The organism is Georgenia sp. Z1491, from assembly GCF_049856175.1.
GTDB lineage: Bacteria > Actinomycetota > Actinomycetes > Actinomycetales > Actinomycetaceae > JB111.
Genome location: NZ_JBNDNA010000003.1, coordinates 76,214 through 88,946 on the forward strand (window position 1 = coordinate 76,214; position 12,733 = coordinate 88,946).

Here is a 12,733-nt window from a genome sequence, read left to right on the forward strand (position 1 = left end):
AGCGTGAGGAGGGCCCGAGGGGAAGCCTCGGGCGGGATCGAGGAGCTGGCGGTTGATTCGGATGGCACAGTCGGAGGCCGGTGGCCCCAGGGGCACGATCGACGCGGGGCGTGTGCGTGAGGCCGCTCTGACCACGTTCGCCCGTGTCGGCTTCCATGGTTCATCGATGGGGCAGGTCGCTGCGCTGCTGGGTGTCCGTGCGCCGTCCCTCTACAACCACATGGCGTCGAAGGATCTCCTGCTCGAGGAGATCGTGCTGGCGACCGCCGAGCAGGTGTGGCGCGACTTCGAGGATGCCGTGCGGACGGAGCGAACCCCGGAGCGCCGCCTGTGGGCGGCCGTGCGCGTCTACGCCCTGCGGCACGCCACGCACCCTCGCGAGGCGGTGATCGTCAACCGTGACGCCCGGAGCCTGGCGCCTCCGGCGCGCGATCGCGCGCTGGCCCTGCTGCGCCGGCACGAGCGCGGCGTGCGGGGGCTCATCGAGGCCGGGGTCGCGAACGGTCGGTTCGGGACGGAGCATCCGGCGCTCGTCTCGTTCGGCGTGCTCGAGATGTGCGTGTCCGTGGCCAAGTGGTTCGACGGCGGCGGCGATCGGAGTGCGGCCGAGGTTGCGGAGATCTACGCCGACTACGCCCTTCGTATGGCCGGTGCCCGCGATTGAGCAGCGGCGCGCACCTGTCCGTCGCCACTGGGTGAGCTCCGGTACCAGGCGTGCTGCTCGGCCCTTGACAGGCAGTGAGTGGTGTGCCTAACTAACTATCGCACGTTAGCCCGTCCGGGCTGCCACGCACGCACGACGAGAAACGAGACAACGATGTCGCAACACACCTCTTCGCCCGAGCAGAGGGAGAAGCAGAAGATCCTCGACGAGGTCGCGCGCAGCGAGCCGTTCCGGGAGCTCGTCCGGCGTCGGTCCAGGTTCGTCCGCGCCGCGCTGACGTTCTCGATCGCCTGGTTCGGTGGGTTTCTCCTGCTGATCGCGTTCGCCCCCGACCTCATGGCCACGATCCTCGTGCCGGGCCTTTCGCTCGCGTACCTGCTGGGCTTCTCCCAGTTCGCCCTGGTGTGGGTCGTGACCTGGCTCTACATCCGCATGTCCGACAGGGTGTTCGTGCCCCTGCAGGAGCGCGCGCTCCTCGTCGCCGAGGAGGTGGCTGCGCGATGAACATGACCCGCTTCATCTTCTTCGCCCTGATCATCGTGGTGACGATCGGTGTCACCGTATGGGCCTCGCGTCGCACGAGCACCCAGGCGGACTTCTACGCCGCAGGCCGCGGGATCAGTGCCCGCCAGAACGGCCTGGCGATCTCGGGCGACCTCATGTCGGCCGCGACCTTCCTCGGTTTCACCGGTCTGATCTACCTCAACGGGTTCGACGGTTGGGTCATGGCGATGGCGGCCCTGTGGTCCTTCATCCTCATCCTCCTGCTCCTCGCGGAGCGCATGCGCAACGCCGGCCAGTTCACGGTGGCAGACGTGCTGTCCTTCCGGATGTCGGCGCGGCCGGTGCGCGGGGCGACCGGCATCGCCACCCTGGTCATCGCCATCTTCTACCTCGTCGCCCAGCTGGTCGGCGCCGGCGTGCTCCTGCAGGCCCTCGTCGGCCTGCGCTTCGACGCCGCGGTCGTCATCACCGGCGTGGTCATGCTCTCCTACGTCGTGTTCGGCGGCATGCTCGCCACGACCTGGGTCCAGATCATCAAGGCTGTCCTGCTGCTCTCGGTCGGCATCGCACTGACGGTGGGGATCATCGCCCAGTCCGGCCTCAACCCGTTGGGCATCTTCGACGCCGCGGCCGACCGTCACCCTCTGGGTGAGGGCTACCTCGGCCCGGGCGGCACCGGCGAAAGCCCGTGGAACACCCTGTCCTCGGCAGCCGCCTACGGCATCGGCACCGCGGCGCTCCCGCACGTACTCATCCGGTTCTTCACCGTGCCCGACGCGAAGGCCGCGCGGAACTCGGTCGGTTGGGCGGTCGGCATCATCGGCGCCTTCTTCATCGGTACCTCGTTCTTCGGCTACGGCGCGCGTCACCTGCTGCCGGAGGGCTCGGAGGAGGCCACGGCCGGCGGCAACCTCACCGCACCTCTCCTGGCCGAGCACCTCGGTGGCGGCGCGGGAACCGTGGGCGGCGACATCTTCATCGCCGTCGTCACCGCCGTCGCATTCGCGACCATCCTGGCTGTCGTGGCCGGACTCCTCATCTCCGCCTCCGGAGCGGTCTCTCACGACCTGTGGTTCAACGTGCTCAAGCACGGTCAGCCGCGCGACGAGCGGCAGGGGACCCTTGTCGCACGCCTGGCCGCCCTCGTGGTCGGGGGGCTCGCGATCGTCGTCACGCTCATGGTGGGCGGCTCGACCAACGTCGCTGTGCTCGTGGGCCTGGCGCTCTCGGTCGCGGCGAGCGCGAACTTCCCGGCGCTGGTCCTCTCCCTCATCTGGAAGCGGTTCAACACGGCGGGTGCGGTCGTGGGCATCTTCGTGGGGCTCATCAGCTCTGTCGTCCTCATCCTCGTCGGGCCGCACGTGTGGCCCGGTGGGCCGGAGGAGGCGCTGTTCCCCATGGTGTTCCCGGTCCTGGTCTCCGTGCCGCTCGGCTTCCTGGGCTGCTTCGTGGGCACCCTGCTGGGTGCTCGGCGCGACACGGACGAGGACCGCTACACCGAGCTTCACGTCCGGTCCATGACCGGCCTCGGCGCCGAGGGCGCGAGCTCGCACTGATCCGGTCCGCCGGCGCTACGACTCCCGAGGAGGAACGATGCACGTCAACGTCTGGGGCTCGGCGGGGCCCGAGGCCCTGCTGGTCCACGGGAGCGGCGCGGGCGGCGAGCTCATGTGGCGCCGGCAGCGACCCCTCGCGGAGGGACGTCGCCTCCTCGTCGTCGACCGCCCGGGCCACGGTGGGACGCCCGCTCGGGCCCGGGTCGACTTCGACGACGAGGCGGACCTCCTCGAGGACGTGCTCCCGGACGGCGCGCACCTGGTCGGGCACTCCTACGGCGCCGTCGTCAGCCTGACCCTCGCCACCCGTCATCCGGAGCGCGTGCGGTCGGTCGTCGTCAGTGAGCCCCCGATATACGGGATCGCCGCGGACGACCCGGCCGCGCGCCGACTGATGGAGGACGCCGCCGACCTGTGGGACGACACCGGGCTCGACCCGCACACCTGGTTCGACCGCCTGGCCGACCTCATCGACGAGCGCAAGTACCCGGGAGGTCTGCCGCCGGCGGCGGTCAGGGGCGTGGAGCTGCTCCGGGGCGAACGTCGCCCGTGGACCGCCCGGCCGGAACTCGAGCGCCTGGCGGATGCGCGCGTGCCGGTGCTCGTCCTCTCGAGCGGGTCCGTCGCCGGGATGGAGGCGACGTGCGACGCGGTGGCCGCCCGGACGGGCGGCCACCGCGAGCTGGTGCCTGGGTCCGGCCACAGCGTCCCGCGCGAGGCGGAGCGCTACAACTCCCTCGTCGCGGACTTCTGGGACTCGGTCGAGGCTTGAACCACTAGCTCACGGCACCCGCGGATTCGCCGCCGTCCTCGACCCGGAGCTGCTCCAGGGCGTCGCGGACCGGGTCGGGAACCGAGACCGTGCTGCGGGACGCCTTGTCTACGTACACGTGGACCCACCTGCCGTACGCGGAGACGGTCCCGTCGGGCTCCCGGTCGTCGAACAGGCCCAGCTCGTAGACCACGCTGGAGCGCCCGACATTGGCGACCCGCAGCCCGGTCGAGACCGGATGGGGGAAGCCGACCTCACGGAAGAAGCGGCAGGTGGACTCGGCAACGACCGGCATCTCGGGCGACTCCTGAGGGTCGCGCCCGGTCTGCGCGGCCATCCATCCGTTGATCGCGCTGTCGAAGAGTCCGAAGTACACGGCGTTGTTCATGTGTCCGAACATGTCGTTGTCCGCCCACCGCGTCGTCTGGGGGATCAGAACGGGGAAGTTCGTGCGGGTCAGTGCCCGTGCATCGGTCGTCGTGCCCATGCGGTGCCTCCGAGGTTTGACAGGTCTGAGATGACCTCCGTACTGTAACGAACAAACGTTCATTAGTACAGGGAGTGGGTACCGATGGAGCTGACCAACGCCTTCACCGTCGACCTTCCGGTCGACGACACCTTCCGGACGCTCGAGCAGCTTGAACGGGTGATGCCGTGCGTGCCCGGCGGCGCGATCGAGCGCGTTGACGGCGAGGACTACCACGGGATCGTCAAGATCAAGGTGGGGCCGGTCTCGACGAAGTACTCGGGCGTCGCCCGCTTCGTGGAGAAGGACGCCGAGAACCACCGTGCGGTGATCAGGGCGGCCGGCACCGACGTCGGAGGCCAGGGGGGCGTCGAGGCGCTCTTCACGGTCACGCTCGAGGAGCACGGCGGCGGCACGCGCGTCCAGGTGGACACCGACCTCAACCTGTCGGGCCGCGTCGCCGGCTTCGGTCGGGGCATCGTCGCGGACGTCGCGGGCAAGATCCTCAGCCGATTCGCCAAGAACCTCCAGGAGGAGCTGGCGAGCGGGTCCCTGGCGGCGCCGTCCGATCCGGGCTCGGTGCAGCCCGGCGCAGGCGACGGTGCAGCCGCAGGCGCGAAGGATGGCACCCCCCAGGCGGCGTCGCGCCCGACCGCACGTTCGTCATCGGCGGACGACGTCGAACCCCTCGACGTCATGTCCATAGGACCGGCCGTCGCCAAGTACCTCCTCCCCGTCGCCGGGGCCCTGGCGGTGCTGGGGCTCGGCGCGGCGCTGCTGCGCCGCCGAGGGGGCTCCGGATCCGGGGCCGGCGGCTGGCCCGCAGGGGGCCTGCACATCCACGTCACGCTGCCGCAGGGTGCCTGGCAGGCGGTCCCCGTGCCGACGGACCACACATGGGGCGAGCAGTGACCGGGCGCTCGAGCGGACCGGTCATCGAGGTCGGCGACCTTCGCGTGCTCACGCTCGAGGACGGCCACGGGCGGGAGGTCGCCCGGGACGTTCTCACGCGGGAGGGGCACGCCGACGGCTGGTCGTGCCACGGAGACCTGCTCGACGAGCAAGGCGACCTCCACCTTGCCGTCGGGGGGTACCTCCTGCAGAGCGGCGACCGGACGATCGTCGTCGACACCGGTGCGGGCACGATCGACAACGGCCGGTACAAGGGCGGGCTTCTGCTCGAGAGCCTCCGCGTGCATGGCGTCGAGGTCGAGGACGTCACCGACGTTCTCCTCACGCACCTCCACTTCGACCACGTGGGCTGGGTCTCCAAGAAGGGCAGCCCCGTCTTCCCCAGGGCCACCTATCGCGTACACGAGGCGGACTGGAACCACTTCGTCGACGCCCCGGACGCCCAGCCCGGGGCCCTGCGCAAGCTCGAGCCGATCCGGGAGCAGCTGGAGACGTTCGACGCCAGTCGCACCATCGCTCCGGGCCTCGACGCCCGGCCCATGCCGGGGCACACCCCGGGCTCGACGTCGTTCGTCGTCTCGGACGGCAAGGACCGGCTCGTCCTCGTCGGGGACCTGGCGCACAGCCCGGTCGAGCTCGTGGAGACCGGCTGGAGGTTCCGGCACGACCACGACCAGGAGCTGGCGGCGCGCTCGCGCACCGAGCTCGTCGAGGAGTTCACCGACACCGGGGCGGTCATCGCGGCCGCCCACTTCCCCGACTTCCGGCCCGGCCGTCTCGTCGCCGGCCCCACTGGACCCCGCTGGTCCTCGATCTGAAGGAACGAAGATGGATCTCGATCTGCACGGCAAGAACGTCCTGGTCACCGGCGCCGGCAAGGGGCTCGGCAAGGAGATCGGCCTGGCGTTCGCGGCGGAGGGCGCGAACGTGGCCTTCCACTTCGGCTCGTCCTCCGCGGGCGCTGAGGAGGCCGCCGAGGAGGCGCGCTCCGCCGGCGTCCGCGCTCTCGCGGTCGGCTGCGACGTGCGGGACGGTGAGGCGGTCACCGAGGCGGTGGCGACCGTGCGACGCGAGCTCGGACCGATCGACATCCTCGTCAACAACGCCGCACTGGCCGTCTCGCAGCCCTTTCTCGAGTCGGACGAGGAGGACTGGCTACCGCAGATCGACATCACCGTGACGGGCACCCTCCGCATGACCCACGCGGTGGCGCGCCAGATGGTCGAGGACGGCACCGAGGGCTCGATCCTCACCATGACCGGCGACTCCGGTCGTGTGGGAGAGTCGCGGCTGCTGGTCACCGCCACGGCGCGTTCGACGGCGCTCGGGCTCACGAAGTCGCTCGCCAAGGAGCTCGCCCGGCACAAGATCCGCGCCAACGCCGTCTCCATCGCGCTCGTCCAGACGGGCAGCCTGGCCGAGCACACGGGCAACGCCGACGAGGCCAAAATGAAGAAGATCCTCTCGGCCTACCCGCTGCGCCGGTTCGGCCGCACGGAGGACATCACGCCCACGGTCCTCCTCCTGTCCTCACCTCGTTCGTCGTGGACCACGGGTCAGATCCTGTCGGTCAACGGCGGGTACTCCATGCCATGAGCGCCACCCACGAGCAGACCACGGACGCGCACGCGGAGCCCACGGAGGGCGCCATCGGCCGCAGCGTCACCCGCAAGGAGGACCGGCGGCTCCTCACGGGACACGGCAACTACGTCTCGGACCTCGTCCTGCCCCGGATGCGTCACGTCGCCTTCCTCCGTTCCCCTCACGGGCACGCGAGCATCCTCGACGTCGACACCTCGGCCGTGCGGGCCGACGCCGTCTTCACGGGGACGAGCAGTAGCTTCGCGACGACGGAGCTGCGCGCGAGGTCCGCCCTGAAGTCGTACGTGGAGACCGCGCAGCCGCCGCTGGCGCGGGACAAGGTGCGGTTCGTCGGGGAGCCGGTCGCCGCCGTCGTGGCGGGCGACCGCTACCGGGCCGAGGACGCCCTGGAGCAGATCCGCGTGGACTACGACCCGCTGCCGGCGACGACGCTCGCCTGGGAGCCGTCCGGTGTGCCGGTGCACGAGGAGGCGCCCGACAACGTCCTCCTCGAGCGCGAGTTCGACGCCGGCGATGTCGACCAGGCATTCGAACGTGCGACGGTCGTCGTCGAGCGGGAGTACATCACCAACCGGCACGCCGGTAACCCGATGGAGGGACGCGCGGGCGTCGCACTCTGGGACCGGTCGGAGGAGCGGCTCACCTACTGGTCCGGGACCCAGATCCCCCACCTCGTGCGCAACATGCTCGCCGAGCTGCTCGGCCTGCCGGAGGGCAACGTCCGGGTCATCGCCCCCGACGTGGGCGGCGGGTTCGGTACGAAGTCGATCCTCTACCCCGAGGACGTCGCGCTGTGCCTCATGGCGCGAGAGATGCGGGGTATCCCGCTCAAGTGGGTCGAGGACCGGGCAGAGCACCTCCAGGCGGCGGCCCATGCCCGCGACCACCGGTACCTGATGAAGGCCGGATTCACCGAGGACGGCGAGCTGATCGCTCTGCAGGCGGACATCACCTGCAACATCGGCGCCTACTCGGTGTACCCGTGGACCGCCGGCATCGAGCCGCTCATGGCCGGAGGCCTGCTCACGGGCCCCTACAAGCTCGCCAACTACCGGTGCACCACGCGAGGAGTCACGACGAACACCGGGTACGCCGGGCCGTACCGCGGCGTCGCGCGGCCGGCGACCGTGTTCGCGATGGAGTCCGTGATGAACGCCGCGGCGCTCGAGCTCGGGACGACCGCGATCGAGCTGCGTCGCCGGAACCTCATCGACTCCGTGCCCTACCGCATGCCCTCACGCCTCGTGGACGACTCCGGCTGGTACCGCGAGTGCCTGGACAAGGCGCTGACCCTCGTCGGGTACGAGGACTTCCGCACCGAGCAGGAGCGTCGTCGCGACGCGGGGGAGCACCCGATCGGCCTCGGGGTGGCCTGCTACAACGAGCTGACCGGTCTCGGTCGTGCCGCCGCGGCGGGCCCCCGGATGCCGTTCCGCACGGGGCACGACGCCTGCACCGTCCGGGTCGAGGCCGACGGGACGGTGACCGTGCTGTCCGGCGTGACGTCGCAGGGCCAGGGGCAGGAGACGACGATCGCCCAGATCGTCGCGGACGCCGTCGGGGTCCGGTACGAGGACGTCAACGTCCGGATCGGCGACACGAACGAGGCGCTGTGGGGCTTCGGCGCGTTCTCCTCGCGGCAGGCGGTCATCGGCGGAGGAGCGGCCCACCTGAGCGGGACCGCCGTCCAGGAGCAGATCCTTCAGCTGGTGGCGGCCCTCTTCGAGACCAAGGCGGACAGCCTCACCGTGAAGGACGGGACGATCTACGGGCTGGACGGAGACCCGGTCATGACGCTGGCCGAGGTGGCCCGGATCGCTTACCTGGAGTCCAACCGGCTGCCCAAGGAGATCGACCCCGGGTTGCAGGCCACGCGCTTCTTCGATCCCATCCTCGGAGCATTCTCGGCCGGCGCACAGGCCGCCGTCATCGAGTTCGACCGGGCCACCGGACAGATGAAGATCCTGGACTGGATCTGCGTGGAGGACGCGGGTCGCATCATCAACCCGCTGGTCGTGAACGGCCAGATCGCCGGATCCATCGCGCAAGGGATCGGCGGGGCGATGTACGAGCACCTCATATACGACCAGTCGGGCAACCTCGCGACCGGCAGTCTCATGGACTACCTCATGCCCACGACCTACGAGATCCCCGAGCTGACGATCGAGCACGTCTCGCACCACGCGGACAACCCGCTCGGCGTCCGCGGCGTCGGAGAGGGCGGGACGCTCGGACCCAACGCCGTGATCGCGGGCGCGGTCTCCGACGCCCTGGGACTCGAGATCACACAGCTGCCGGTCACGCCGGCGACCGTCTGGGAGGCGATGCAATGATCCGCACGACCGCACGCCGCTCCGTCACGCTCGTCGAGATGGACCGGCACAGCAAGCGCAACGCGCTCGACATCGAGCACCTGGCGGGCATCCGCGGCGCCGTCGAGAAGGCGGCCGACGACGGCACCCGCGTCGTCGTCATCACGGGACGCGGCACCAGCTTCAGCGGCGGTGCTGACCTCGACGGCGTCTACGGCGCGAACTTCCGCGACGCCCTCTACGGCACCCTCGGCGCGATCACCTCGTCGCCCGTGCCGGTGGTCGCCGCCGTCAACGGGCCGGCGATCGGCGCGGGGACCCAGCTCGCCATCGCCTGCGACCTACGGGTGGCGGCCCCGGACGCCGTGTTCGCCGTCCCCACCGGGCGGAACGGGCTGGCCGTCGACCCGTGGACGGTGCGCAGGCTCGCGCTCCTGGCCGGCGGCGGGCCGGCCAGGGCGCTCCTGCTGGGCGCGGCGTCGTTCACGGCGCAGCAGGCCGCGGCGTTCGGTCTCACCGAACGGCTCGGTGATCTCGACGACGCGATGGCCTGGGCCGAGGAGATGTCGAACCTGGCTCCGCTCACGCTCTCGTACTCGAAGCGGGCTCTCGAGGCGGCTTTCGAGCCCGCCGCGTGGCCCGCAGATATCGACGCGGAGTTCCTGCGGTGCTGGGACAGCGACGACGCCGCCGAGGCACGCCGGGCACGCACGGAGAAGCGCTCGCCCGTCTTCCAGGGACGTTGAGGGAGCCACCGTGAAACCTGCACCGTTCGACTACGTCCGGGCCTCCACCGTCGACGACGCCATCCGGACCCTCGACGAGGCCGACGGCGACGGCAAGATCATCGCCGGCGGACAGAGCCTCATGCCCGTCCTGGCCATGAGGATGTCCCGACCGAGCATCCTGGTGGACGTCAACCGGATCCCCGGGCTCAGCACCATCGACGTGCGCGGCGACTCGGTACGGATCGGAGCGCTCGTGCGGCACGTCGACCTCGTCCGGCAGGACGAGGTGCCGCTGCTGTCCGCCGCGGCGAAGTGGATCGGGCACCCGGCCATCCGGTCGCGCGGCACCTTCGGCGGCAGTCTCGCGCACGCCGACCCCTCCGCGGAGCTCCCGGTGGTCGTTGCGGCCCTCGACGGTGTCATCCACGTGACGGGCCCCGACGGGGCCCGGGACATCCCGGCGAGCGAGATGTTCGTGGGGACGATGGAGTCGTCCCTCGAGGAGCTTGAGATGGTGACCCGGGTGACGCTCCCGCTGCCGGAGCTCTGGGGCTTCACGGAGCTGTCCCGCCGGCACGGGGACTTCGGTCTCGTCACCGTCTGTGCCGCGACAGTCGATGGCTCGTGGCGCATCGCCGTCGGCGGAGTCGGCGGCGTGCCCCACCGCGCGACCGGAGCCGAGCGCGTCCTCGACGAGGGCACGGTGACCGATGAGCGGATCGACGAGGCCGCCCGCGCCGCCGCTGACGGGATCGCCATCCCGGACGAGGACGCGCCCGGAGCCCGCTACAGCAGGGCGATGACCGAGCAGTTCACCCGGAGGGCCGTGGCACGCGCCGTGGCCAGCGCCAGAACAGGAGGCTGAGGATGAAGGTCAGATTCACGGTCAACGGTGCCGCGGTCGAGGTCGACGTCGAGCCGCGGCGGACGCTCGCGGACGCGTTGCGCGAGGACCTCCACCTCACGGGCACGCACCTGGGCTGCGAGCACGGAGTGTGCGGTGCGTGCACCGTGCTGGTCGACGGCGAGCCCGCGCGCGCCTGCCTCATGCTCGCGGTCCAGGCCGACGGGATGTCTGTCTCGACCGTCGAGGGGATGGCCGGCGACGACGGCACCCTGCACCCGCTGCAGAAGGCGTTCGGCGAGTGCGGCGGCCTCCAGTGCGGATTCTGCACGCCGGGCATGCTCATGTCGGCGCTCGACCTCCTCCACCGCGAGGAGAACCCCTCCCGGGAGCACATCCGGGAGGAGCTGTCCGGGACCATCTGCCGGTGCACCGGATACATGGGGATCGTCGACGCGGTCGAGCAGGCCGCCGCCGAGCTGCGCGGGTTCCAGGAGGGCGCCGTCGTGGGCCCCGAGCAGTGAAGGACATCCTGGACGACCTCGTCGGCTGGTGGGAGTCCGACGTCCCGTTCGCCGTCGCGGTCGTCATCCGTACCTGGAGCTCGGCCCCTCGGCCCCCTGGTGCCGCGATGGCTGTGGTGGGCACGGGGGAGGTCGTCGGGAGCGTGTCGGGCGGGTGCGTCGAGGGCGCCGTGTACGAGGTCGCCCAGGAGGTCCTGCGCACCGGGCGGCCGGAGCTGGTGACCTACGGGGTGGGCGACGACGACGCCTTCGCGGTCGGCCTCACCTGTGGGGGCACCATCGAGCTCCTGGTGCAGCGCGTCGACCGCGAGTTGTTCCCGGAGCTCGGCGCGGTGGTGGACGACGTCCGGTCGCGCGAACCTGTCGCGCTGGTGAGCCTGGTCCCCGGTGTGAACCCCGGCTCCCGCGCTGACGCCGAGGACGATGCCGACGGTGGAGCCGGCGCGGGCCGCGACCCCGGTCCGACCGCCGGGGCCCGCGGCGGGTACGTGGTCGTCCGGCCGGACGGCGCGGTCGGTGGCCTCGGCAACGGCACGCTGGACGCCGCCGTGAAGGACGAGGCGAGGGCCCGCCTCATGCACGGCACCTCGGAGGTCGTCACCATCGGCGCCACGGGCCAGCGCCGCCTCGAGGACCTCGAGGTGTTCGTCCACTCCTTCGGCCCGCCCCCGAGGATGCTGGTCTTCGGTGCGATCGACTTCGCCGCCGCGGTGGTGCGGATCGGGAAGTTCCTGGGCTATCACGTCACGGTCTGCGACGCGCGGCCCGTCTTCGCCACGAGCAGTCGGTTCCCCGACGCGGACGAGATCGTGGTCGCGTGGCCGCACGATCACCTCGCCGAAATCTCCGTCGACGCTCGCACCGTCATCTGCGTCCTCACGCACGACCCGAAGTTCGACGTGCCGCTGCTCGAGCTCGCGCTGCGGAGTCCCGCCGGCTACGTCGGTGCCATGGGAAGTCGTCGCACGCACCTGGACCGGATCGATGAGCTGCGCAGGCGCGGTTTCTCGGACGACGAGCTCTCCCGGCTCTCGTCCCCGATCGGGCTCGACCTCGGTGGTCGCACCCCGCAGGAGACGGCGGTGTCGATCGCCGCTGAGATCATCGCGTCGAGCTGGGGTGGTTCCGGGAGGCCGTTGAGCGAGCTCGACCAGCCCATCCACCGCTAGGCGGCTACGCGGTCCGACGCACTCCGGCGATCCTCAGCGCGTACTCGCCATACTGCCGGGACAGCTCCTCGGGCGTCGTGTCGCCGCCGCCGACGCGGAACCAGCGCGAGACGCTCACGCACATCTCGCGGATAGCGAACGAGGCGAGCTTGGCGGACTCGACGTCGAACACGCCGGCGTCCACACCGTCGACGATGATCTGTCTGAACGCCCTCTCGTGCCAGCGACGCTTCTCGCGCACGAGGCTCCGGGCCGGGTCCTCGAGGTGGACGGCGTCCCCGTTGACGACCATGGTCTCCCGGCGGTGGACGGCATGCCGGAACGCGTACACCTCGGTCGCCCGGCGGAGGCGCTCGACCGGGTCGGTGACACCCTCGGTCGCCGCGGTGAACTCGTCGACCACAGCGGTGATGGTGCTGGTGGTGATGGCGTCGAGCAGCGAGGCCTTCGACGTCATGTGGTTGTAGAGACTCGGTGTCCTGATCCCGAGTGCCTCGGCGATCTGGCGGAGCGTGGTGCCGTGGTACCCGCGTTCCGCGAACAGCGTGAGAGCCATGTCGAGCACTGCCGCGCTCGACACCGCGGGAGCTCTCTCCGTGGGGGTGCTGGTGCCCTGAACCATCGATGACCCTCCCGGACCGTGTGCGATGCGCGACGTCCTGCTCGTCCAGAAGACTAAC

At 70.8% G+C, this 12,733-nt stretch carries 14 protein-coding genes; 12 read left to right on the plus strand and 2 right to left on the minus strand.

The features are described from left to right. The first annotated feature begins 61 nt into the window (after nt 1-61). The 4 genes from ACPYO4_RS04330 (at nt 62) to ACPYO4_RS04345 (ending at nt 3,496) form a co-directional block, all read left to right on the plus strand. Complete coding sequence (locus ACPYO4_RS04330; RefSeq protein ID WP_425707990.1) at nt 62-664, plus strand: TetR/AcrR family transcriptional regulator; 603 nt, start codon at nt 62-64, stop codon at nt 662-664. Nucleotides 665-817: 153 nt separating this feature from the next. After that, nucleotides 818-1,168 carry a DUF485 domain-containing protein gene (locus tag ACPYO4_RS04335; RefSeq protein ID WP_425707991.1) on the plus strand — a complete coding sequence of 117 codons (351 nt, stop codon included), beginning with the start codon at nt 818-820 and terminating at the stop codon, nt 1,166-1,168. Beyond that, nucleotides 1,165-2,724, plus strand: a complete 1,560-nt coding sequence (locus ACPYO4_RS04340; RefSeq protein ID WP_425707992.1) for a solute symporter family protein — start codon at nt 1,165-1,167, stop codon at nt 2,722-2,724. The genes ACPYO4_RS04335 and ACPYO4_RS04340 overlap by 4 nt, the downstream gene beginning before the upstream one ends. 37 nt (nt 2,725-2,761) lie before the next feature. After that, nucleotides 2,762-3,496 carry an alpha/beta fold hydrolase gene (locus ACPYO4_RS04345; RefSeq protein ID WP_425707993.1) on the plus strand — a complete coding sequence of 245 codons (735 nt, stop codon included), beginning with the start codon at nt 2,762-2,764 and terminating at the stop codon, nt 3,494-3,496. 4 nt (nt 3,497-3,500) lie between these two features. On the opposite strand, the gene ACPYO4_RS04350 is transcribed toward ACPYO4_RS04345, so the two are convergent. Beyond that, nucleotides 3,501-3,983, minus strand: coding sequence for an acyl-CoA thioesterase (locus ACPYO4_RS04350; protein ID WP_425707994.1), 483 nt, complete (start codon nt 3,981-3,983; stop codon nt 3,501-3,503). Between the two features lie 84 nt (nt 3,984-4,067). On the opposite strand from ACPYO4_RS04350, the gene ACPYO4_RS04355 reads away from it, so the two are divergent. The 8 genes from ACPYO4_RS04355 to ACPYO4_RS04390 are packed head-to-tail and all read left to right on the plus strand — an operon-like array spanning nt 4,068 to nt 12,053. Further along, nucleotides 4,068-4,874: an SRPBCC family protein gene (locus ACPYO4_RS04355; RefSeq protein ID WP_425707995.1), complete on the plus strand. Its 807-nt coding sequence runs from the start codon at nt 4,068-4,070 to the stop codon at nt 4,872-4,874. Beyond that, nucleotides 4,859-5,692, plus strand: coding sequence for an MBL fold metallo-hydrolase (locus tag ACPYO4_RS04360; protein ID WP_425707996.1), 834 nt, complete (start codon nt 4,859-4,861; stop codon nt 5,690-5,692). The genes ACPYO4_RS04355 and ACPYO4_RS04360 overlap by 16 nt, the downstream gene beginning before the upstream one ends. A gap of 10 nt (nt 5,693-5,702) precedes the next feature. After that, nucleotides 5,703-6,470, plus strand: coding sequence for an SDR family NAD(P)-dependent oxidoreductase (locus ACPYO4_RS04365; RefSeq protein WP_425707997.1), 768 nt, complete (start codon nt 5,703-5,705; stop codon nt 6,468-6,470). Then, a complete protein-coding gene (locus tag ACPYO4_RS04370) occupies nt 6,467-8,809 on the plus strand; it encodes a xanthine dehydrogenase family protein molybdopterin-binding subunit (protein ID WP_425707998.1) in 2,343 nt (780 codons plus the stop codon). Before ACPYO4_RS04365 ends, ACPYO4_RS04370 begins: the two co-directional genes overlap by 4 nt. Continuing rightward, nucleotides 8,806-9,534 (plus strand): enoyl-CoA hydratase, encoded by a 729-nt coding sequence (locus ACPYO4_RS04375; protein ID WP_425707999.1) that lies wholly within the window; start codon nt 8,806-8,808, stop codon nt 9,532-9,534. The genes ACPYO4_RS04370 and ACPYO4_RS04375 overlap by 4 nt, the downstream gene beginning before the upstream one ends. 10 nt (nt 9,535-9,544) lie before the next feature. After that, complete coding sequence (locus ACPYO4_RS04380) at nt 9,545-10,381, plus strand: FAD binding domain-containing protein (RefSeq protein ID WP_425708000.1); 837 nt, start codon at nt 9,545-9,547, stop codon at nt 10,379-10,381. 2 nt (nt 10,382-10,383) lie between these two features. Continuing rightward, nucleotides 10,384-10,884, plus strand: a complete 501-nt coding sequence (locus ACPYO4_RS04385; protein WP_425708001.1) for a (2Fe-2S)-binding protein — start codon at nt 10,384-10,386, stop codon at nt 10,882-10,884. Further along, a complete protein-coding gene (locus ACPYO4_RS04390; protein WP_425708002.1) occupies nt 10,881-12,053 on the plus strand; it encodes an XdhC family protein in 1,173 nt (390 codons plus the stop codon). The genes ACPYO4_RS04385 and ACPYO4_RS04390 overlap by 4 nt, the downstream gene beginning before the upstream one ends. 4 nt (nt 12,054-12,057) lie before the next feature. On the opposite strand, the gene ACPYO4_RS04395 is transcribed toward ACPYO4_RS04390, so the two are convergent. Next, nucleotides 12,058-12,633 carry a TetR/AcrR family transcriptional regulator gene (locus tag ACPYO4_RS04395; protein WP_425708003.1) on the minus strand — a complete coding sequence of 192 codons (576 nt, stop codon included), beginning with the start codon at nt 12,631-12,633 and terminating at the stop codon, nt 12,058-12,060. Nucleotides 12,634-12,733: the final 100 nt, after the last annotated feature.

Coding starts and splice junctions, on each gene's coding strand:
- ACPYO4_RS04340 (WP_425707992.1), top strand. CDS start 1,165: ATGAACATGACCCGCTTCATCTTCTTCGCCCTGATCATCGTGGTGACG.
- ACPYO4_RS04370 (WP_425707998.1), top strand. CDS start 6,467: ATGAGCGCCACCCACGAGCAGACCACGGACGCGCACGCGGAGCCCACG.
- ACPYO4_RS04335 (WP_425707991.1), top strand. CDS start 818: ATGTCGCAACACACCTCTTCGCCCGAGCAGAGGGAGAAGCAGAAGATC.
- ACPYO4_RS04345 (WP_425707993.1), top strand. CDS start 2,762: ATGCACGTCAACGTCTGGGGCTCGGCGGGGCCCGAGGCCCTGCTGGTC.
- ACPYO4_RS04360 (WP_425707996.1), top strand. CDS start 4,859: ATGGGGCGAGCAGTGACCGGGCGCTCGAGCGGACCGGTCATCGAGGTC.
- ACPYO4_RS04350 (WP_425707994.1), bottom strand. CDS start 3,983: ATGGGCACGACGACCGATGCACGGGCACTGACCCGCACGAACTTCCCC.
- ACPYO4_RS04365 (WP_425707997.1), top strand. CDS start 5,703: ATGGATCTCGATCTGCACGGCAAGAACGTCCTGGTCACCGGCGCCGGC.
- ACPYO4_RS04375 (WP_425707999.1), top strand. CDS start 8,806: ATGATCCGCACGACCGCACGCCGCTCCGTCACGCTCGTCGAGATGGAC.
- ACPYO4_RS04330 (WP_425707990.1), top strand. CDS start 62: ATGGCACAGTCGGAGGCCGGTGGCCCCAGGGGCACGATCGACGCGGGG.
- ACPYO4_RS04385 (WP_425708001.1), top strand. CDS start 10,384: ATGAAGGTCAGATTCACGGTCAACGGTGCCGCGGTCGAGGTCGACGTC.
- ACPYO4_RS04355 (WP_425707995.1), top strand. CDS start 4,068: ATGGAGCTGACCAACGCCTTCACCGTCGACCTTCCGGTCGACGACACC.